Source organism: Oryzobacter faecalis, assembly GCF_046764005.1.
In the GTDB taxonomy this organism is placed as follows: domain Bacteria; phylum Actinomycetota; class Actinomycetes; order Actinomycetales; family Dermatophilaceae; genus Oryzobacter; species Oryzobacter faecalis.
The window spans coordinates 80902-100886 of record NZ_JBKOFW010000010.1 but is presented as its reverse complement, the minus strand read 5'-3'; the positions used below and the strand labels follow the sequence as shown (position 1 = coordinate 100886).

General features: G+C 74.6%; 17 protein-coding genes. 6 read left to right on the top strand and 11 right to left on the bottom strand.

Annotation, left to right across the window (positions count from 1 at the left end; translation table 11 throughout):
- The first annotated feature begins 81 nt into the window (after window positions 1-81).
- The 3 genes from ACK8HX_RS15695 (at window position 82) to ACK8HX_RS15685 (ending at window position 2905) form a co-directional block, all read left to right on the top strand.
- A complete protein-coding gene (locus ACK8HX_RS15695) occupies window positions 82-1572 on the top strand; it encodes a tyrosine-protein kinase domain-containing protein (RefSeq protein ID WP_411941659.1) in 1491 nt (496 codons plus the stop codon).
- A 63-nt stretch (window positions 1573-1635) separates the two neighbouring features.
- Window positions 1636-2139 carry an NUDIX domain-containing protein gene (locus tag ACK8HX_RS15690; protein ID WP_411941658.1) on the top strand — a complete coding sequence of 168 codons (504 nt, stop codon included), beginning with the start codon at window positions 1636-1638 and terminating at the stop codon, window positions 2137-2139.
- A 37-nt stretch (window positions 2140-2176) separates the two neighbouring features.
- Window positions 2177-2905: a DinB family protein gene (locus ACK8HX_RS15685; protein ID WP_411941657.1), complete on the top strand. Its 729-nt coding sequence runs from the start codon at window positions 2177-2179 to the stop codon at window positions 2903-2905.
- 39 nt (window positions 2906-2944) lie between these two features.
- Here the strand turns inward: ACK8HX_RS15685 and ACK8HX_RS15680 are convergent, their stop codons facing one another.
- The 11 genes from ACK8HX_RS15680 to ACK8HX_RS15630 form a co-directional block, all read right to left on the bottom strand.
- On the bottom strand, window positions 2945-4408 hold the full coding sequence (locus ACK8HX_RS15680; protein WP_411941656.1) for a sugar transferase: 1464 nt from the start codon (window positions 4406-4408) through the stop codon (window positions 2945-2947).
- A gap of 156 nt (window positions 4409-4564) precedes the next feature.
- Entirely contained in the window at window positions 4565-5686 is a 1122-nt protein-coding gene (locus ACK8HX_RS15675; protein ID WP_411941655.1) for a glycosyltransferase, read from the bottom strand.
- Window positions 5683-6636: a GDP-mannose 4,6-dehydratase gene (locus ACK8HX_RS15670; RefSeq protein WP_411941654.1), complete on the bottom strand. Its 954-nt coding sequence runs from the start codon at window positions 6634-6636 to the stop codon at window positions 5683-5685. Before ACK8HX_RS15670 ends, ACK8HX_RS15675 begins: the two co-directional genes overlap by 4 nt.
- Window positions 6633-7619: a GDP-mannose 4,6-dehydratase gene (locus ACK8HX_RS15665; RefSeq protein WP_411941653.1), complete on the bottom strand. Its 987-nt coding sequence runs from the start codon at window positions 7617-7619 to the stop codon at window positions 6633-6635. Before ACK8HX_RS15665 ends, ACK8HX_RS15670 begins: the two co-directional genes overlap by 4 nt.
- 120 nt (window positions 7620-7739) lie before the next feature.
- Entirely contained in the window at window positions 7740-8756 is a 1017-nt protein-coding gene (locus tag ACK8HX_RS15660) for a glycosyltransferase family 4 protein (protein WP_411941652.1), read from the bottom strand.
- Complete coding sequence (locus ACK8HX_RS15655) at window positions 8753-9838, bottom strand: glycosyltransferase family 4 protein (RefSeq protein WP_411941651.1); 1086 nt, start codon at window positions 9836-9838, stop codon at window positions 8753-8755. Before ACK8HX_RS15655 ends, ACK8HX_RS15660 begins: the two co-directional genes overlap by 4 nt.
- Complete coding sequence (locus ACK8HX_RS15650; RefSeq protein ID WP_411941650.1) at window positions 9829-12099, bottom strand: N-acetylneuraminate synthase family protein; 2271 nt, start codon at window positions 12097-12099, stop codon at window positions 9829-9831. Before ACK8HX_RS15650 ends, ACK8HX_RS15655 begins: the two co-directional genes overlap by 10 nt.
- Window positions 12096-12803, bottom strand: a complete 708-nt coding sequence (locus ACK8HX_RS15645; protein WP_411941649.1) for an acylneuraminate cytidylyltransferase family protein — start codon at window positions 12801-12803, stop codon at window positions 12096-12098. Before ACK8HX_RS15645 ends, ACK8HX_RS15650 begins: the two co-directional genes overlap by 4 nt.
- A complete protein-coding gene (locus ACK8HX_RS15640) occupies window positions 12800-13858 on the bottom strand; it encodes an RNA-binding protein (RefSeq protein ID WP_411941648.1) in 1059 nt (352 codons plus the stop codon). Before ACK8HX_RS15640 ends, ACK8HX_RS15645 begins: the two co-directional genes overlap by 4 nt.
- Window positions 13846-14859, bottom strand: coding sequence for a CgeB family protein (locus tag ACK8HX_RS15635; protein WP_411941647.1), 1014 nt, complete (start codon window positions 14857-14859; stop codon window positions 13846-13848). The genes ACK8HX_RS15640 and ACK8HX_RS15635 overlap by 13 nt, the downstream gene beginning before the upstream one ends.
- Window positions 14856-15770 (bottom strand): glycosyltransferase family 2 protein, encoded by a 915-nt coding sequence (locus tag ACK8HX_RS15630; protein WP_411941646.1) that lies wholly within the window; start codon window positions 15768-15770, stop codon window positions 14856-14858. The genes ACK8HX_RS15635 and ACK8HX_RS15630 overlap by 4 nt, the downstream gene beginning before the upstream one ends.
- A 138-nt stretch (window positions 15771-15908) precedes the next feature.
- Here ACK8HX_RS15630 and ACK8HX_RS15625 point away from each other — a divergent pair, with 138 nt between their 5' ends.
- The 3 genes from ACK8HX_RS15625 to ACK8HX_RS15615 all read left to right on the top strand — a co-directional run bounded on the left by ACK8HX_RS15625 (window position 15909) and on the right by ACK8HX_RS15615 (window position 19941).
- Window positions 15909-17723 carry an ABC transporter ATP-binding protein gene (locus tag ACK8HX_RS15625; RefSeq protein WP_411941645.1) on the top strand — a complete coding sequence of 605 codons (1815 nt, stop codon included), beginning with the start codon at window positions 15909-15911 and terminating at the stop codon, window positions 17721-17723.
- A 92-nt stretch (window positions 17724-17815) separates the two neighbouring features.
- Window positions 17816-18643 (top strand): glutamate racemase, encoded by an 828-nt coding sequence (gene murI, locus ACK8HX_RS15620; protein ID WP_411941644.1) that lies wholly within the window; start codon window positions 17816-17818, stop codon window positions 18641-18643.
- Window positions 18640-19941 (top strand): MBL fold metallo-hydrolase, encoded by a 1302-nt coding sequence (locus tag ACK8HX_RS15615; protein ID WP_411941643.1) that lies wholly within the window; start codon window positions 18640-18642, stop codon window positions 19939-19941. The genes murI and ACK8HX_RS15615 overlap by 4 nt, the downstream gene beginning before the upstream one ends.
- Window positions 19942-19985: the final 44 nt, after the last annotated feature.

The following is a 19985-nucleotide window of genomic DNA, read 5'->3' as shown; positions in this document are numbered from 1 at the left end:
TGACCGGCGCCGATAAAATCGGCGCACCAGCACGGGTGGCCTGCAACCCCCTCCCGCGCCCCTCAGAACCGAGGACGCCCTGTGACCCTTCTCGACGCCGTCCGGCTCTCCCGCGCCCACCTCCTCCACCTCGTCGTGCTCACGCTCGTCGGGGTCGCGGCCGCGGTCGTCATCACCGAGCGGATGCCGCCGGTGTACGTCGCCGACGCCAGCGGGTACGTCGTCGTCTCGGGGGAGCAGCGCTCGTCCGGCGAGGGCCTCGTCGCCACGACGCTCGGCGGCACCAAGGCCGACTCCTACCTGCCGCTCGTCACCGGTCGCGCGGTGGCCCAGCGCGCCATCGAGGCGACCGGGATCGACGCGTCGCCGGCGGAGGTCGCCGCGCGCGTGTCGGCGAGCGTCGCCGAGAACAGCGTCGTCCTCAAGGTGACCGCGACGGGACCGACGGCGGAGGAGTCACGGGTCCTCGCCGACGCCGTCATCGCCGCGACGGCCGTCGAGGCCGACCGGCTCGAGCGGGTCGCCACCGCCACCTCGGGCGGGAAGCCGCTCGTCCAGATCGTCCCGATCGAGACCGCGCTCCCGGGGTCCAAGATCGCCCCGAGCCCGCGCAAGAACCTCGCGGTGGGCGGCCTCGTCGGCCTGGCCGTCGCGTACGCGCTGGTCTTCCTGCGTCGCCAGCTCGACACCCGGATCCGCACCGTCGAGGACGTCGAGGAGCTGGTCGGCGCCAGCGTCCTCGGGGTCGTCCCGGCGACGAACGAGCTGCGCAAGGAGACCGCGCGCGGCCGCCTCGACGAGCTCGGCCCGGCCGCCGAGGCGTTCCGGCAGGTGCGCACCAACCTGCGCTTCCTCGCCGTCGACGGCAGCCTGCGCAGCCTCGTCGTCACGAGCGCGAACCCGCACGAGGGCAAGTCCACGGTGTCGGCGACGCTCGCGCGCACGCTCAGCGAGGCCGGGCAGCGCACGGTCGTCATCGATGCCGACCTGCGGCGCCCCACGCTCGACGGCGTCCTCGACCAGTCCGGCCGGGTGGGCCTGTCGCAGCTGCTGTCCGGGCAGGTCAAGCTCAAGGACGCCCTGCAGGAGACGGAGCACCCGAACCTGTCGTTCATCGCCGCCGGCCGGGTGCCCCCCAACCCGAGCGAGCTGCTCGGGTCGCAGCGCATGCACGCCCTCGTCGACCACCTGTCCAAGGACCACGTCGTCATCCTCGACGCGCCGCCGCTGCTCGCCGTGACCGACGCCGGCGTGCTCGCCGCGATGACGGACGGTGCCCTGCTCGTGTTCGCGGTCGGGCGCACGCAGAAGGAGCACGCGCGCCACACGGCCAAGCTCATGGGCCAGGTCGGGGCGCGTGTGCTCGGCGTCGTCCTCAACCTCGCGCCCCGCCGCGGCGTGGGGTCGGTCCTCTACGGCGAGGGCCACACGGCGTCGTCGGGGTACGGCAGCTACACGAGCGCCACCGACGCGGCCGACGACGTCGTGGGAAAGGTCACTCCCGAGGCGCCGGTCGTGGGGCCGGGTCCCTCACGTCCCACCGGCCGCCCCAAGGTCCGCGCCCGCGCCTGAGTCGCCGGCCCCCGCCGGTGGTCGGTGGCGGCTGCCAGAGTGGGGGGCATGGAGGATCCGGCCATGTCAGCGAGGTACAGGTACTCGGTCCGTGCCGTGATCCTGTCCGAGCACGACGGCATCCTGCTGTGCCGTTTCCGGTTTCCGCACCCGGTCGTACCGTCGGAACCGGCGGTCGTCTGGGCCGCACCAGGGGGCGGGGTCGAGCGTGGTGAGAGCCTGCTGCAGGCACTGCGTCGCGAGCTGCACGAGGAGACGGGGCTCGTCCTCGACACCGACCCGCCGCACGTCTGGCACCAGGTGGTCGCCACCCCCGGACACGCGGACGGCCACGACGGCATCGTCAACGACTACTTCCTCGTGCGCACCCGGCACTTCGAGCCGCGGGGCGCACTCTCCGGCGACGCGATCGCCGCCGAGCACATCAGCGGGATGCGGTGGTGGCGCCGCGAGGAGGTGGCCGGGTACCACGGACCGGACCTGTTCTCGCCCCGTGACCTCGCCACACCGCTCGCACCACTGCTCGGGGGCGACGTGCCGGACACGCCGGTCCTGCTCGGCCTCTGAGCCCTCGGGTGTCGTCGGTCGCTGTGATGATGCCGCCATGACGACCTACTCCGGCACGGACGAGTTCGAGGGTGCGACCTTCCAGCGGGTGAGCTTCAAGGGGGCCACGCTGCGCTTCTCCGACGTCAGCGGCGTGCGGATGCGCAGCGTCGACGTCGACGGGCTCGACATCGACAGCCACGACCTGTTCCAGGGCAGCCTCGTGGTCAACGGGGTCGACGTCGTGCCGCTCGTGGACGCCGAGCTGAACCGGCGGTTCCCTGGCCGCGAGCTGCAGAAGGCGCAGACGCCCGAGGGCCTGCGCGAGGCGTGGGTCGCCGTGCAGGCCGCCTGGCACACCACCGTCTCCGACACGCCGCCGGACCTCGTCGACGCCCACGTCGAGGACGAGTGGTCGCTCGCCCAGACCCTGCGCCACCTCGTCCTCGCCACGGACACGTGGCTGCGCGGCGCGGTCCTGGGTGTCGAGCAGCCGTTCCACGAGATCGGTCAGCTGTTCACCGGCGCGGCCGAGATGGGGGTGGACACCTCGATGTTCCGCGCGGACCAGCCGCCGTACGAGGAGGTCCTCGCGGTGCGCGCCGAGCGCCAGCAGATGGTCACCGACTTCCTCGCCACGGTCACCGAGGCTCGGCTGGCCGAGGAGCGGAAGGACCCGTGGGGGTTCGACTGGCGCCCCACCGTCGGCGACTGCGTGCGCGTCATCCTCGAGGAGGAGTGGGCGCACCTGCGCTACGTCCGCAGGGACCTCGCGCTCCTGCGGTGAAGGGCGGGAAGGAGCCCGCCCTCCCCGGGACCGGCCCGGTCAGTAGGCGCCGCGGCTGGAGAGCACGGCGCCGATCGTGCGCGCGAGGATCGCGAGGTCCTGGACGAGCGACCAGTTGTCGACGTAGTAGAGGTCCAGGCGCACCGAGTCCTCCCACGACAGGTCGGAGCGGCCGGACACCTGCCACAGGCCCGTCATCCCGGGGCGCACGGCGAGGCGGCGGCGGACGTCGTCGCTGTAGCGCTCGACCTCACCGGGCAGCGGTGGCCGCGGGCCGACCAGGCTCATCTCGCCGCGCAGGACGTTGAGGAACTGCGGCACCTCGTCGAGCGAGAAGCGCCGGATGAGGCGGCCCGGGGCGGTGATCCGGGGGTCGTTCTCGGCCTTGAACAGGACGTGGTCGGCGCCGTGGCGGTTCGAGGACGCGACCGCGGCGACGAGGGCGTCGGCGTGGACGACCATCGAGCGGAACTTGAAGCAGTCGAACAGGTCGCCGTTGCGCCCGACCCGCTGCTGCCGGAACATGACCGGCCCACCGTCGTGCACCTTGACCGCGATCGCCGTGACGAGGAGCAGCGGGCTCGCGAGGAGGAGCAGCAGGCTGGCGCCGGCGAGGTCGAACAGGCGCTTGGAGATCCTGCTCGCGTTCTGGTGGCGCGGGCCCTCGAGCTCCATGAGCTGCAGCCCCGCGGCGGGCCGGACCCGCACGCGGTCGTTGGCGACGTCGGTCAGCTGGGGCACGAGCATGATCTGCACGGGGGTGTCGGCGAGCTCCCACGCGGCCCGCCGCATCTGCTGCGCGGACTCGACGGCGCCACCGGCGAACAGGACGATGTCGCAGTCGGAGTCGACGACGACCGCGACCGTCCGGGCCGTGGACCCGAGGACGGGCACCCCGCCGGGGGTCGCCTCGGCCGCCTCCGCGGACGGCACGACCGCGCCGATGACCTGGTACCCGAGCCAGCTCTCGCGGCCGAGCACGCGGGCGACCTCGTCGACCTGGGCGGAGGACCCCGCGACGACGACCCGGTGGGCCAGCCGTCCCTTCCGGCGGGCCGCGTGCACCGCGCGCCGCAGGAGGAAGCGCCCGAGGAGCAGTGCGGGGACGCCGAGGAGGATGAGGAGGAAGAAGAACCCGCGCGAGAACTGGAACTTCGCGAGGTAGCAGACGACCCCGACGACACCCGCGCCGATGAGGGTGCCGCGCAGGACGAGCTTGTACTCCGTCGTCCCCGCACCGAGCACGTGCGACGCGTACGCACCCGTGACGAGGAGGACGAGCGCCCAGCCGACGACGAGCGGCACCCCGACGGCACGCAGCAGGTTGTCGACGTCGCCGGTCTCCTGGAAGAACGGCAGGCGCATGCGGCCGAAAGCGGCACCGTAGGTGACGAGTGACATCACGAGGAGGTCGACCACGACCGCGGCGACGGTCGGCGCCACGTGGTTCCACCGCGCCGCGCGGGCGGCGACGGTGCTCGTGTGCTCCTCGTTGATGATCACGGGACCTCGCACAGCATGGGACGGTCGAGGCGCGCCCCTGCGGCGACCCCCTCGTGCCAGTATGCAGACCTGCACCGCGGCCCCGGGAGTGGTCCGGAGAACTCGGCCCTGATACCAACCGTTCGGCCGAGACCGGTCCGGACCCGTCCCGGGCCCTCAGGCGTCGCGCAGGAGGGAGTCGACCTCGTCCTGCAGCCGCGCCGCGAAGCCCGCCTCGCCGAACCTGGCGGCGTGCGCGCGCAGTGCGTCGGGGTCGAACGGGTGGGCCTCGACCTCGTCGAGCCCGGCCCGGACGAGGGCGGGGTCGGCGGCGTCCACGTGCAGCCCGGTGACCCCCTCGACGACCGTGTCGAGGTAGCCGCCGGCCCGCAGGGTCAGGCTCGGCCGCCCGAACACCGCCGCCTCCAGGGGCGAGAGGCCGTAGTCCTCGATGCTCGGCGCGACGAGGGTGCGGCTGTGCGCGTAGACCCACCGGACCTGCGGGTCGCTGAGCCCGGAGACGAGCCGCACGTTGTCCGGACGCGTCGCGAGGAGGGCGTCGCGCCCGGGGCCCGCGCCCACGACGACGAGCCGGTGGTCGGTACCGCGCACGGCCTCGACGACGACGTCGACGTTCTTGTACGGCAACAGGCGCGAGACGACGAGGTGGTAGCCGCCGTCGGCCCAGTCGGCGAGCTCGGGCACGGCCTCCCGCGGGGCCGCCGCGTCCATGCTGTGCGGCGCCGGCACGACGTCGGCGTCGAGGCCGTAGGTGTCCCGGATGCGCTCGCGGACGGCCCGGGAGATCGCGAGGTACCTCGTGGCGCCGTGGGCGGCCCGCTGGTCCCACCGGCGCAGGGCCGGTCGAAGGAGGAGGAGCGCGAGGCCGTGTGGTGACCGGTGGGCGGGACCGCCGAGGTAGGTCTCGGTCTGGTACAGCCAGCGGGCGGGCGAGTAGCAGTAGACGAGCGACCGCCCGCCGTGCCCGAACCCGTGGGCCCAGCCGCTCGAGGAGACGAGGACGACGTCGGCGTCGACACGCATGGCCGAGGCAGTGGGCGCGAGGAACGGCAGGGCGAGCCGGTGCCTGCGCCGCAGGGGTCCGATCCGGTTGAGCGGCGACGTCACGATGTCGTGGGCGGCGAACTCGGGGTAGGTGCCGTCCGGGTCGTACAGCGTCGTGTGGATCCGCGCCTCGGGGAACGCACGCGCCATCGCGAGGACGACGCGCTCGGCGCCACCGCGCTGGGTGAGGTAGTCGTGGGCGATGGCGAGGCGCGGCCGCCCCGTTCCCGTCACGCCCGACCGTCCTCGGCGTCGACCATCCGGGCGACGAGGCCGTCGAAGTCGACCGTCGGCGACCAGCCCAGGAGGGTGCGGGCCCGCGAGGCGTCCCCGACGAGCAGGCTCGGGTCGGCCGGGCGCAGGAAGGCCGGGTCGACCTCGACGAGCGGTTCCCAGTCCTCGATCCCGACGTGGCGGAAGGCCGCGCCGACGAAGTCGCGGACGGTGTGGGCCTCGCCCGTGGCGACGACGTAGTCGCCCGGCTCGTCGTGGCGCAGCGCCCGCACCATCGCGTCGACGTAGTCCGGGGCCCACCCCCAGTCGCGCCGGGCCTCGAGGTTGCCGAGCGCGAGTCGGTCGGCGGTGCCCGCGGCGATCGCCGCGACGGTGCTCGTGATCTTGCGCGTGACGAACGCAGGTGGGCGACGGGGCGACTCGTGGTTGTAGAGGATCACGCACGCCGTGAACAGCCCTCGGGACCGCTCGATCCCCGCGACGTGGTGGGCGAAGGCCTTGGCGGCGCCGTACGGCGACACGGGGCGGATGGCCGTGGACTCGTTCTGCGGTGTGGCAGAGGGCTCCCCGAAGATCTCGGCGCTGCTCGGCTGCAGGACGCGCACCTCGCGCCCGCGCCGCTCCTGGACGCGGCGGGCCGCGTCGAGCAGCACCTGGGCGGCCACACCGCTGACCCGTGTCGTCAGCAGCGGGTCGGCCCACGAGTGGGCGACCGAGCTGACCCCGCCGAGGTTGTACAGCTCGTCGGGCGACACCCGGTCGACGAGGGCGACGAGCTCGTCGGCCGGGGCGCCGAGGTCGAGCTCGTGGACGACCAGGCCGTCCGGCCGGGTTCCGCGGAGGTCCTCCCGACGCACCAGCCCGTGGACCTCGCACCCCTCGCCGAGGAGGCGCTCGACGAGGTAGCTGCCGTCCTGCCCCGTCGCGCCCGTGACGAGCGCGACGCTCATCTCGCGAGCCCGTCCCGCAGCCGGGCCACGTCGCTGTCGACCATCATCTCGACGAGCTCGCGGAAGCCGACCTTCGGCTCCCAGCCGAGCACCTCGCGGGCCTTGGACGCGTCGCCGACGAGGAGGTCGACCTCGGCCGGTCGCATGAAGCGCGGGTCCTGCTCGACGAGGCCGGACCAGTCGTCGATGCCGACGCGCGCGAAGGCGACGTCGAGCAGCTCGCGGATCGAGTGGGTCTCGCCCGTGGACAGGACGTAGTCGCCGCCCTCGGGCTGCTGGAGCATCCGCCACATCCCCTCGACGTAGTCGCCGGCGAACCCCCAGTCGCGCTGCGCGTCGAGGTTGCCCATCGTCAGCGACTCCTGGAGCCCGAGGGAGATCGCGGCGACCCCCATGGACACCTTGCGCGTGACGAACTCCGGTCCGCGACGGGGCGACTCGTGGTTGAACAGGATGCCGGAGGACGCGTGCATCCCGTAGGACTCGCGGTAGTTGATCGTCATGTAGTGGCCGTAGACCTTGGCCACGCCGTAGGGGGAGCGCGGCCACAGCAGCGTGGTCTCGCGCTGCGGCACCTCCTGGACCTTGCCGAACATCTCCGAGGACGACGCCTGGTAGAACCGGATGCGCCCCAGGTCGCGTCCCGAGTGCAGGCGCACGGCCTCGAGGGCGTTGAGGACGCCGTTGCCGGTGACCTCGGTCGTGACGCGCGCGTTCTCCCACGAGTACGCGACGAACGAGACGGCGCCGAGGTTGTAGACCTCGTCCGGGTCGGCAACCGCCATGGCGCGCAGCAGGCTGGAGAGGTCGGTGAGGTCGCCGTTGTGGAGGACGACGTCGGGCACCACCTGCTGGACCAGCTCGCGCTTCGGGTTGTTCTGGCCGCGGATGACGCCGTGGACCTCGTAGCCCTTCGCGAGCAGCAGCTCGGAGAGGTAGAGGCCGTCCTGGCCGGTGATGCCGGTGATCAGTGCGCGTGGCATGGAAGTGGTTCCGCCTCCGGTCGGCTGGGGTCGCGACGGTCACCCGTGGGTCGTCTGCCGAGCATCCTCGCAGACCTCGCGGCGTCGGCCCCGGTCATCGCGCGGCGCCGCCGGAGTGTCCTAGGCCTGCAGGGCGGCGAGGACGTCGGCCACCCGGGCCCGTGCCGCGCCGGGCGAGAAGTGCCGCTCCCACCGCACGCGCTGGGTGCGGGCGAGGGCGTCGAGGTCGTCGGCCGGTGCGGCCGCCCACCCGCCGACGGCCGCGGCGAGCGCCTCGACGTCACCGGCCGGGACCACCCACGGGTGCCCGCCACCGACGACCTCGGGCAGGGCCCCGGCGTCGCTGACGAGGCAGGGCACGCCGGCCGCCATCGCCTCCGCGGCGGCGAGACCGAACGACTCGGGCGCCACGGACGGGACGACGAGGCCGTCGACGTCGCGGAGGAGTGCGGCGGGCTCGACCCAGCCGACCCGCTCGACGCGGTCGCCGAGGGGGGCGAGCGCGTCGGCGACGGCCCGGGCGGCCGCGTCGTCGACGAAGCGCGGCCCGCCGGCGAGGACGAGCCGCACGTCGGCGTCGGACCCGGGCCGGGCGAGCGCGCGGGCGAGGACGACGAGCCCCTTGTCGACGGAGTGGCGCCCGAGGTACCCCAGGCGCCGCTGGCGGCCCGGGGTGCGACGGGCGAAGCCGGGGTCGGCGGTCCAGTTGGGCAGCACCCGCGCGGCGGGGACCCGCGCCGCCATCCAGTCGGACGGGACGAGGACGAGGGAGGAGCGGGCCCGGGCGGTGACGAGCGCGGCGCGCTGCGCGGAGCCGGTGGGCAGCTGGTGGAGGTGGACGACGCGGCGCGACCGGCCGGCCGTCGCCAGGGCCGGGACGAGACCGTGGCACCAGAGCACCTCGGGGCGCCCCGCGTGCCAGGCGCGCAGCTCGCCGGCGTAGCGCCGCCGGTCCGCGGCGAGGCGGTGGACGGGGTGGCCGTCGGCCTCGACGAGGTCGAGGACGCCGCCCGGTACGGAGGGCCCGACGACCTCGACGTGCACGCCGAGGTCCGCCAGGAGGCCGGCGGTGGCGCGGAGCATGACCTCGCCGCCGCCGACGTCACCGTTGTTCGCGGCGAGCACGACCGAGGTCACCCGCGCACCCCCAGGCCGTCGTAGACCTCGCCGATCGCGGTGCACATGTCGGCGCGGGTGGGCCAGCCGGCGGGCAGCGTGGGTCGCCGCGAGGGGTGCTCGCCCTGCTCGGCGACGAGGCGGGCGACCTCCGCGTGGTCGTCGTGGGCGACGAGGGCCGACGCGGGAAGGATCTCGGGGTTCCCGCCGACCGGCGTGGCGACCGCCCCCAACTGGTGGACGAGGGCGTCGAGGAGCGAGTAGGAGCAGTTCTCCCACACCGAGAGCTGCACGAGGACGTCGGCGCCGGCGAGGAGCGGGGCGGGGTCGACGTGACCGGCGAAGTCGGTGGCGTCGGCGATCCCGAGATCGTCGGCGAGGTCGCCCAGCGCGACGGCCTCCGGCCCCGTGCCGGCGACGGTGAGCCGGGCCTGCGGGTGGTCCGCCCGCAGCAGGGCGAAGGCGCGCAGCAGGTGGTCGATGCGCTTCTCCGGCGCCAGGCGGGCGATCGAGCAGACGTGCAGTCCCGGTGTGCGAGAGGGCCGTTCGGGAAGGCGGTCGACGCCGTTGCGGATGACGCGCACCGGCGTCGACGGCGACGGGTGCCACTTCGCCACCACCGTCCGGGCCGTCGCGTCGGCCACGGCGATGATGGCGTCGGCCCGCCTCAGGCGCACGGCGTGCGCGACCGCCTTCAGCCGCGCGCGCCCCCGGCTCCCGTGGTAGACGAGGTCGTCGTCGGCGATGCCGTGCTCCGTCGTCACGAGGGCGGTCGGCCGCCCGACGGTCGCGACGGCGCTGACGACGTCGGCCCAGGACAGGTGCGAGTGCGTCACGGCCGGGCGCAGCGTCCCGACGGCGTGCCGGACCGCGGCCACCGACTCGCGGACCCCGAACTCGGGTCCGACCGGGGCCGTGACGACGGCCGCACCGACCGACCGCAGCCGCTCGGCCAGCGGTCCCGGCGGGCAGAGCACGACGACCCGGTATCCCGGGACGCCGACGGAGGCGACGTCGACGACGTGCCGGCCCACGCCCGCCAGGGCCCCGACGGGGACGACCCACAGGGCGGTGGGAGGCAGGGGGAGGGAGGTCAGAACCACTCCTCGAGGCGCTCGAGGGCGACCCAGAACCCCTCGCCGTCGTTGACGTGGCCCTGCCAGATCTCCGGGATGAAGGACAGCCCCGGAGCGAGCCGGTCGAGCTGCTCGGCGAGCACCGGCCAGTCGATCTCGCCCTCGCCGACCTGGGGCCCCTCGCCGTCCACGCCCATCGCGTCGACGAGGTGGAGGTGGATGGTCAGCGGCGCGAGCAGCTCGACGGCCTCGGCGAACGAGCGGCCGAGGAAGTTCGTCGCGAGCTTGGTGTGCGAGGTGTCGAGGGTGAGAGGGACACCGGTCGCGAGCGAGAACTCCGCGGTGTCGACCGGGTCGAGGAAGAGGTTGTGGAAGTGCTGTCCGCCGATGAGCCACGGGTACGGCGGCAGCGTCTGCGCGGTGAGCCGGACCCCGCTGCGGTCGACCCGGTCGACGGCCGCCGCCACCCGCTCGTAGCGGCGCGGGCGCTCGGAGGGGTCGAGGTGCCGGTCGGAGGTGAACCCGCCCATCGTCGCGACGACGACGGGGTCGTCCTCCAGGGTGAACCAGCGGGTCAGCGAGCGGGTGACGTCGATGGTGCGCTGCAGCTCGTGGACCGAGCGCTCCCACACCTCGTCGTCGAGGGAGGCGAGGTCGACGATGAAGTCGCCGGCGAACAGGTCGGGCAGGTGGGTCGTGAAGGCCATGCCGAGGACGCCGTCGGCGTCGGTGCAGTGGGGCGGGAGCGTGGCGAACCACGGCTCGGGGTCGAGGTCGAGGTCCTTGTAGGAGAAGTGGAACTCGAGGAAGTCGGGCCGGGTGTCGGCGACGAGCCGCTGCCAGTCGTGGTAGCGCACCGGCACGCCCCAGGGCCGACGGAAGCGGTAGACGCGGGCCTTCGGCGCCGCGTCGACGAGGTCGGTGCGGAAGAAGAAGTCGCCCGCCGACAGGCCCCGGCTGGCGGTGCGGCCGACGAGCCGCTCGAGGTCGTTGGGCTGCAGCCCGCGCCCCGGGCTCTTGACCTCGACGGCGTCGCGGGAGATGACCTCGCCGGGGGCGATGTCGCGGGCTGCCACGAGGCTCTTGGCGAGGTTGACCCGGTTCATCATCTCGCCGGTGGAGACGACGCGGGGCTCGGCGCTGCCCAGGGACTCCTCGAGGTCGCGGATCCGGTCGACCATCGCGCGGAACTCGTCGGGGAGCAGCGAGACCTTGTGGTCGTTGCCCTCCATCGAGCGGTCGACGGTGAAGTGCTTCTCGATGATCGTGGCTCCGAGCGCGACGGCGGCGAGCGGGACGTGGTAGCCGCGCTCGTGGCCGGAGTACCCGACCGGGCAGTCGCCGAGCTCGGCGAGGCGGGTGAGGTAGCGCAGGTTGACGTCCTTGAAGGGGGCCGGGTACGTCGACTGCGCGTGCAGGAGCGCGTACGCGGTGCCGGTCGACCGGAGGACCTCGACGCTCTCGCGGATCTCGGTCTCCGTCGACATGCCCGTGGAGACGATGAGCGGCGTGCCGGACGCCCCGGCATGACGCAGCAGCGTGTGGTTCGTGAGGTCGGCCGACGCGATCTTCAGGGCGGGGACGCCGTGCTCGACGAGGACGTCGACGCTCGGGAGGTCCCACGGCGTGCAGAGGGCGTCGACACCGACCTCGCGCGCGTGCTCGAACACCTCGAGCAGCCGTGGCGCCGGGAGGTTGAACCGGGCGAGGAGGTCGAGGGTGTACTGCGGCCCGAGGTCCTCGCCGCCGCCCGCGGCGTCGCCCCGGTAGAGGGCGTCCATGTCGCGGAGCTGGAACTTCACGGCGTCGGCGCCGGCGGCCCTGGCGAGGTCGACGAGCTCCTTGGCCAGCTCGACCGACCCGTTGTGGTTGTTGCCGATCTCGGCGATGACGAAGGTGGCGTGGCCCGTCCCGACCTCGCGCCGTCCGACCCGGAAGGCGTCGTTGCGGTTGACGGCGACGGCCGCCAGCCGGCCCCGGTCGTCGACGAGGGGCACGTGGTCGACGGCCCCGGCGAAGAGCCGTCGGATCTCCGACGGCGCGGCCGCGAGCGGCGCCGACACGAAGTCGGTGTTCATCGCCTCGGCGCTCGGCCGCGAGAGGTCGACGTCGGGGCGCGCGGCGATCCAGCGGCGGACGTCGCCGTCGGTCAGGGACCCGAGGAGCAGCCCGTGCTCGCTGACGCAGAACACGATCCGCGCCCGGTTGGCGGTGATCTTCTCCAGTGCCGTGAGGACGGGGTCCTCGCCGTAGACGACGAAGGGCCGGATGGACCGCTCGATGATCATGTCGGCCTCCCGGCCGGGGCATCGGCGAGGAGGCGGCGGAGGATGGCGTCGGCGACGTCGAGGTCGTGCTCGGTGTCGATGTCGACCCCCTCGACCTCGTCCATGACGAACAGGCCGACCCTGCCGCCGATGCGGTTGTCGAGGTCGTCGTAGACCCACGGCCTCGTGACGTACAGCGACCCGGTCTCGCGGTAGCGCAGGTCCTCCGGGGCGAAGTCCTGCCGGCGCGGGCGGGCGGTGACGTCGTACGCCGCGCTGGGCTCGGTCCCGTCGGTCCACGTGAAGGGGCTCTGCGGGACGACACCGACGAGCGAGTCGACGCCCGTCGTCAGGAACTGCTCGAGCGCCCTCGTGAGCGAGCCGGGCAGGCGCACGGGCGAGGTCGCCTGGAGGAGGACGACCGCGTCCGGGTCGGGGCCCGACTCCCGGGCGACGGCGAGGGCGTGGCGGACGACCGGCTCGGTCGGCGTCTCGTCGAGCGCCAGCTCCGCGGGCCGGAGGACGGGGACGTCGGCGCCGTGGGCGAGGGCCACGGCGGCGATCTCGGCGTCCTCGGTGGACACGACGACGTCCATCGCGGGCTGCGCGGCGAGGGCCTGCTCGACGGTCCATGCGAGCAGCGGCTTGCCCGCGACCGGCCGCAGGTTCTTGCGGGGGACGCCCTTGGACCCGCCCCGCGCGGGGACGACGCACAGGATCCTCACGCCCTCATCATCCCCCGCACGACCCGCGCGACCTGCAGGCTCGGTTCACTTCCGGTCCGTTCGGGGGAGGGCGTCGGCGCCCCGCCCCAGGGGGCGAGCCGGTACCGCTCCCAGAACGCCTCGAGCCACGGCGGGGCGTCGGGGCAGTGGACCCACGCGGGTAGCCCCGCGGCGGCGGCCTCGAGCAGTCCGGTGGAGAAGACCCCGACGACCGGCGCCCCGAGCTCGCGCAGCAGGGTCGCGGACCGGTCGACGACGATCCCCTCGGTCTCCCAGCGCGCGTGGGTGGCCCGGGAGCGGCGGTCGGTCTCGGCGGGGTGCGGCCGGTACCGCGCGCCGTGGTCGCGGCAGAAGCCCTCCGCGGCGCGGGCGAGGACACCGGGAGGGAGCTCGACCCCGTGCAGCTGGCCGAGGAAGACGGGCGCGGCACCGGGGTCGACGGCTGCCGACGGTGGCGCCCCGGCGTCCCAGAGCAGCTGCGACCCCACGACGTGGGACGTCACGTCGGTGCGGCCCGAGCGCCAGAAGTCGGCGTCGGCGTCGCTCCACGCCAGGAGGGTCGTGCCCTCGGCGAGCGGCGGGGCATGGGGGGTCAGCAGCCCGTGCTGGACGCTGACGAACCGCTCGGGGGCCTCGACCGCGCCCCTCGCGAGGCGGCCGAGGCGGAGGTAGGGCCCCGTCGACAGGACCACGGCGCCCTCGCGCGCCAGGGTCGGCACGACCTCGTGGGCCAGCGAGCGCGACTCCTGCCACAGCCATGCCGGGAGCAGGTCGCGCACGGGGGAGGTCGAGACGACCACGACGTCGTCGAGGGGGAGGTGGAGCAGCGGGGCGAGGAGGGCGGCGGCCTGGGACGGCGTCCGGGCCTCGACGAGGACGAGGACGCGGCACCGCGGACCGCCCCGCGTCACGACCACCTCCCCGGCCCGGCCGTCGGGCCGGGCGATCTCGCGCAGGACGTCGAGGGTCCCCCTGACCCGGCGGGCCAGCGGCTGCTGGGCGCGCTGCCACCGGTGCCAGGCCTCGAGGTCGCGGGGGTGGGTCAGGCCGTCCACAGCGCCTCCAGGTCGCGGACCCGGTGGTCGGTCGTGTGCTCGGCGAGCGTGCGGCGGCGACCCGCCTCCCCGATGCGGCGCGCCCAGGCCCGGTCGCCGAGGGCGCGGGAGGCGAGCTCGGCGGCCTCGTCGACGGAGGCGAAGACGAGCACCTCCTCCTCCGGCTCGTACAGGGTCGCGACGTCGGGGCGGTCGACGAGCTGGAGGCCCCCCACGCCGGGGATCTCGAAGGTGCGCATCGTGAAGCCGTCCTGGTCGTGGTGGACGTTGAGGTTGGCCGCGGCACCGGCCATGAGGCCGTAGCCCTCGGCGCGGTCGACGTCGCGCGCAGCCGGCAGAGCGGGTCGTCGCACGTCCCAGGTGCGCAGCCGGTCGACGGGGTGGCGCGACCAGTCACGTCCCACGGCCCGCACCGGCAGCCCGCGGTCGTGGAGGGCGACGAGGAAGGCCTCGCGGTTGGGGTAGCGCGCCCCGACGAAGAGGACGTCGTCGGAGGGGCGCGTGCGCACGGGAACACCGGCGTCGAAGCCGTTGGCCACGTGGGTCGCCGGGAGCCCCCGTGCCACGAGGTCGGCGGTGTCGAGGGCCGAGTACGAGGTGAGGACGTCGACCGCGGCGAGGACGTCGGGGTCGAGCCGCATGCGGCGCAGCTCGTCGTAGAGCCACAGGTGGGTCAGGGCGCCGGCACGCCGGGCCTCCTCCCAGAAGGCGGCGTCGAGGACGTCGGCCTTGATGGCGAGGACGACGTCGGGCCGGGTGGCGCGCAACGCGTCCAGGGCGTCGGCGGTGCGGCGGCGCACGGCTCGGCGCTCCTCGCCGCGCAGTCCGACGAGGCGGGGCAGCTCGGTGCCGAGCTTGGTCCGCAGCCGGTCGACGGCCCCGTCGTGCGCGTCGTAGTGGTGGACGTCGACCCGGTGCCCGGCCCGGCGCAGGGCGTCGGCGACCGAGGTCGTGTAGCCGTGGAAGACGGGCCCGACGAGGAGGACGCGGCGCGGCGTCACCGCTCCCGCTCCCGGTCGGCCCCGCGCAGGAGGCCGAGCTCGTGGCGCGCCGTGCGCAGCGGGGCGACGTCGCGCCCGGCCAGCCGCCGTGCCCCGTTGGCGACGGCGTTGACCGCGGTCGCGGCGGCGAGCCCGGCGACGAGGCGGCGGCGCCCTCCCCAGACCTCGGCGTAGCGCAGCCGGGACCGCACGAGCCAGCGGCGGCGCAGCTCGGGGTCGGAGGAGCCGCCGCCGACGTGGGTGAGCGACACCGTCCCGGCGAACACCGCGGGGACGCCGAGGTCGCGCAGGCGGCGCTGGAGGTCGACCTCCTCGGCGTTCATGAAGTAGCCCTCGTCGAACCCGCCGGCCGCCCGGAACGCCTCGGTCGGCAGGAGCATCGCCGCCCCGACGACCCAGTCGACGGGGACCACGGCGCCGGGAACCGCCCGGGTGTCGTGCCCGACGGCCTCGTGGAGCACCCGGTGGTGGCGGAACCGCGCGAGCGGCGTCAGCCACTCGACCACCTGGTGCGACGCCGTGGGGAAGTGCCGCCCGCTCCACGACGGGGTGCCGTCGGCATCGAGGAGGAGGGGGCCCACGACGGCGGGGAGCCACGGCTCGGCCGCCGCGACGAGGTCGTCGACGAAGCCCTCCCCGACCGAGACGTCGCTGTTGAGGACGAGGAGCAGGTCGTGGCGGGCGCGCTCTACCCCGCTGTTGACCGCCGCCCCGAACCCCCCGTTGGCCGGCCGCCGGACGACCTCGACCCCCTCGGTCGGCGGGAAGGGGACGGGTGAGGCGTCGTCGACGACGACGACCTGGACCTCGAGCGCGGTCCGCTGACCGCGCAGCTGCTCGACCGCCGCGAGGGTCGGCTCCGCCGCGCCGTAGTGCGGCACCACGACGCTCAGCCCCCTCCGGGTGGTCATGGGCGTCATCCTCGCACCCGGCGGGGCGCGCCCGTGGACGCTCGGCGGGTGTCCCCGGAGCACCCCCCGGCGGGCCCGAACCCTTGTTAGCATCGCGAGGCGGCGACCGGCGACATCGGAGGACACGAGGTGCGAGGTGTGCCCCCGGGGCTCGGAGCCCTGTTCTCGCCGTCCACCCGGCGGCGGCTGGCGCTCGCCGCCGCGGGTTCGGTCGGGCTCTCCCTCCTCGACACCATCGGCGTCCTCGCCACCCTGCCCCTGTTCCAGGTCGTCGCGGGGGTCCCGGTCGACGAGGGCGCGCTGGGCACGGTCAGCCGGGTCACGGGGGTCACCGGCCAGCGGTCCCTCGTCCTCTTGGTGTGCGGCTTCGTCATCGCCGTCTTCGTCACGAAGTCGGTCCTGGCGTTCCTCTTCCGGCGCTGGCAGGTGCACTTCCTCGCCGACCAGCAGGCGGTGACGTCGGCGTCGGTCCTGCGCCGCTACCTGTCCGCCCCCTACGCGTTCCACCTCCGGCGCACGCCGGCCGAGCTGCTGCGGACCGTCAACGACGGCATCGCGATGACGTACACGGGCGTCGTCGCCGGCCTCCAGGTGCTCGTCGAGCTGTCGAACATCGTCTTCGTCATGGCGGCCCTCGTCGTCGTCGCCCCGTGGCCCGCGCTGTTCACCCTCGTCTACTTCGGCACCGCCGGGTACCTGCTCCAACGGCTGACCCGCCGGCGGCTCAGGGCCGCGGGCGCGCGCGTCATCGAGGCCGCCACGGACGCCTACCGCCTCGCCCTGCAGTCGCTCAACGCCGTCAAGGAGATCAGGCTGCGCGATGCCGCGGGCACCTTCTCGGACCGGTACCTCGACGCGCGCCGCCGCTCGGCGCACGCGGGGGCGGCCGGTGCGGTGTGGTCGGAGTTCCCCAAGTACTTCTTCGACGTCATCTTCGTCACCGGCGTCGGGCTCCTCGCCGCCGGGCTGTTCGCCACGGGTGGGGAGGACGCCCTCGTCACCCTCGGCCTCTTCGTCGCCGCCGGCAGCCGGCTGCTGCCCAGCCTCGTCCGCCTCCTCGGCTCGGTGGGCACGACCCGCGTCGCCGACCAGCCGATGCGCCTCGTCATCGACGAGCTGCGCGACCTCGAGGCCGCCGAGCGCGAGCTCGGGTCGCGGGCTCGCGCCGAGGGACCCGTCCCTGCCGGTGACCTGCGCGTCGAGGACCTCTGGTACCGGTACCCGGGCTCCGACGTCGACGTGCTGCGCGGGGTCGACCTCACCGTCCCCGTCGGCACCTCGCTGGCCGTCGTCGGCTCGAGCGGGGCCGGCAAGAGCACCTTCGTCGACCTCCTCCTCGGGCTGCACGAGCCGACGCGTGGCCGGATCACGGCCGGAGGGCGCGACGTCATGGACAACCTCGTCGGCTGGCAGTCCACGCTCGCGGTCGTGCCCCAGGACGTCTACCTCGCCGACGCCTCCCTCGCCGCCAACATCGCGTTCGGGGAGCGGCCGGAGGACGTCGACGACGCCCTCGTCCTCGAGTGCGTCCGGCGGGCCAACCTCGAGCACGTCGTCGCCGAGCTGCCCGAGGGCCTGCACAGCTGGGTGGGGGAGCGCGGCGTGCGGCTGTCCGGCGGGCAGCGCCAGCGCGTCGGCATCGCTCGCGCCCTCTACCGCCGCCCCCGCCTGCTCGTCCTCGACGAGGCCACCTCGGCCCTCGACAACAAGACCGAGCGCTCGGTGACCGAGACGATCGGGTCGCTCTCGGGCGACATCACCGTCGTCGTCGTGGCCCACCGGCTCTCCACGGTCCGCCACGCCGACCGGCTCGTCTACCTCGACGGCGGCGTCGTGCGCGCCCAGGGCTCCTTCGACGAGGTGCGGCGGCAGAACGCGGACTTCGCCGAGCTCGTCGCCCTCGCCGCCCTCGAGCCGGACGACGTCGAGGGCGCGCGCGACGCGGCGCCCTGACGGGGCGCCCCGGACCCGCCGCCGTCCGCCTGTGACGCGCGCGACGGCCGGTCGGCGGACGAACCGTCGGCGGCTCCCCATAACCTTCAGGGGTGGCTGACCAACCGATCGGGGTGTTCGACTCCGGCTACGGCGGGCTCACCGTGATGCGCGCGATCCTCGACCAGCTGCCGCACGAGTCGGTGGCCTACTTCGGTGACACCGCCCGCGCCCCCTACGGCCCACGGCCGATCGCGCAGACCCGCCAGTTCGCCATCGAGTGCCTCGACCGGCTCGTCGACCACGGGGTCAAGGTGCTCGTCATCGCGTGCAACACCGCGAGCGCGGCCGTCCTCCACGACGCCCGCGAGCGCTACGACGTCCCCGTCGTCGAGGTCATCCGCCCGGCCGTCCGGCGCGCCGCCGCGGCCACCCGCACCGGTCGGGTCGGCGTCATCTCCACCGTCGGCACCCACCAGTCGGGCGCCTACCTCGACGCCTTCGCGGCGGCGCCGCACCTCGACGTCACGAGCACCCCCTGCCCGCGGTTCGTCGAGTTCGTCGAGCGCGGGGTCACCGGGGGCCCCGAGCTCGTCGGCGTCGCCCACGAGTACCTCGACCCCCTGCGCGAGCACGGGGTCGACACCGTCGTCCTCGGCTGCACCCACTACCCGCTCCTCACGGCGGTGATCTCGTACGTCATGGGCGACGACGTCACCCTCGTCTCCTCCGCCGAGGAGACGGCCAAGGACGTCTACCGGGTGCTCGCGGACGCCGACGCGCTGCGGCCCGACGACCTGCCCGAGCCCGACCACGGCTTCACGACCACCGGCGACCCCGACGAGTTCCGGCGCCTGGCGTCGCGGTTCCTCGGGGTGGGCTCGCGCCTCGGGCCGGTGTTCACGGCGCCCGTGCCCGTCGCCGCGGTGGGGCCGGCATGAGGGTCACCGTCGTCGGGTGCTCCGGCTCGTTCTCCGGGCCCGAGTCGGCCTCGTCCTGCTACCTCGTGCAGGCCGACGCCGACGGGCGCACCTGGAACCTCCTCCTCGACCTCGGCAGCGGAGCCCTCGGTGCTCTGCAGCGCCACCTGGCGCCCGACACGCTCGACGCGGTCGTCCTCAGCCACCTGCACCCCGACCACTGCGTCGACCTGTGCGGACTCTACGTCGTGCGTCGCTACCGCCCCGAAGGCCCTCTGCCGCAACGCCTTCCGGTGCACGGGCCGGCCGGCACCGCCGAGCGCCTCTCGACGATGTACCACGGCCTCGAGCCCGGCGGGATGGAGAGCGAGTTCGCCTTCGCCGTCGTCAGAGACCGCGAAGCCTTCACGGTCGGCCCGTTCACCGTCACGCCGGTCGCCGTCAACCACCCGGTCGAGGCGTACGGCTACCGGGTCGAGGCCGACGGCGCCGTCCTCTCCTTCACCGGCGACACCGACGACTGCCCCGCCCTCGACCCGCTCCTCGCCGGCGCCGACCTCGCGCTCGTGGACGCCGCCTTCGTCGACGGGCGCGACCACGTCGAGGGGATCCACCTCTCCGGCTCGCGGGCGGGCGCCGCGGCCGCGCGAGCGGGGGGAGTGCGCCGGCTCGTCCTCACCCACCTGCCCGCGTGGAACGACCCCGAGGTGTGCCGGGAGCAGGCCGCCGCGGTGTGGCCGGGGGACGTCGAGCTGGCCCGGGCCGGCGCGACGTACGACCTGCCCGCGGCGCCTTCGTCACCCGGTGGTGACGACGCCACGGTGGGGGCCGGTGTCACCGTCGACCGGGCCGCCGGCCTGGCCCTGTGGGCCGCCTACCGCGCGGCGCACCCGCACCTCGCCCCGGAGGACGAGCCGGCGGTCGAGGCGTTCGGCGACTCGACCGCGCTCGCCGACGAGCTCATCGCCCTCGTCGTCGACGGACCCAAGCGGGCCACCGCCGGGCTCGTCGCCTCCTACGCCCACGACGGCGACCCCCTGCCGCGCGCCGGGTCGCACTGGGTCGCCTGCGACGGCTCCGGGCGCCCCCGGGCCGTCCTGCGCTCCACCGAGCTGCGGGTCGGGCCGCTCCACAGCGTCGACGAGCGGTTCGCCTGGGACGAGGGCGAGGACGACCGCACGCTCGCGTCGTGGCTCGACGGCCACCGCCGCTACTTCGCGCGCGAGTGCGAGCGCATCGGGGTGCCGTTCTCCGACGACCTGGAGGTCTGCTTCGAGCGGTTCCGGGTCGTGTGGCCGCCCGAGGTCGCGGACGACTGAGCGGTTCGGGCCAGGTCCCGCGGCGAGGACGGTGGCGGCGGCCG

Coding starts and splice junctions, on each gene's coding strand:
- ACK8HX_RS15615 (WP_411941643.1), top strand. CDS start 18,640: ATGAGGGTCACCGTCGTCGGGTGCTCCGGCTCGTTCTCCGGGCCCGAG.
- ACK8HX_RS15650 (WP_411941650.1), bottom strand. CDS start 12,099: ATGATCATCGAGCGGTCCATCCGGCCCTTCGTCGTCTACGGCGAGGAC.
- ACK8HX_RS15690 (WP_411941658.1), top strand. CDS start 1,636: ATGTCAGCGAGGTACAGGTACTCGGTCCGTGCCGTGATCCTGTCCGAG.
- ACK8HX_RS15685 (WP_411941657.1), top strand. CDS start 2,177: ATGACGACCTACTCCGGCACGGACGAGTTCGAGGGTGCGACCTTCCAG.
- ACK8HX_RS15665 (WP_411941653.1), bottom strand. CDS start 7,619: ATGCCACGCGCACTGATCACCGGCATCACCGGCCAGGACGGCCTCTAC.
- ACK8HX_RS15670 (WP_411941654.1), bottom strand. CDS start 6,636: ATGAGCGTCGCGCTCGTCACGGGCGCGACGGGGCAGGACGGCAGCTAC.
- ACK8HX_RS15630 (WP_411941646.1), bottom strand. CDS start 15,770: ATGACCACCCGGAGGGGGCTGAGCGTCGTGGTGCCGCACTACGGCGCG.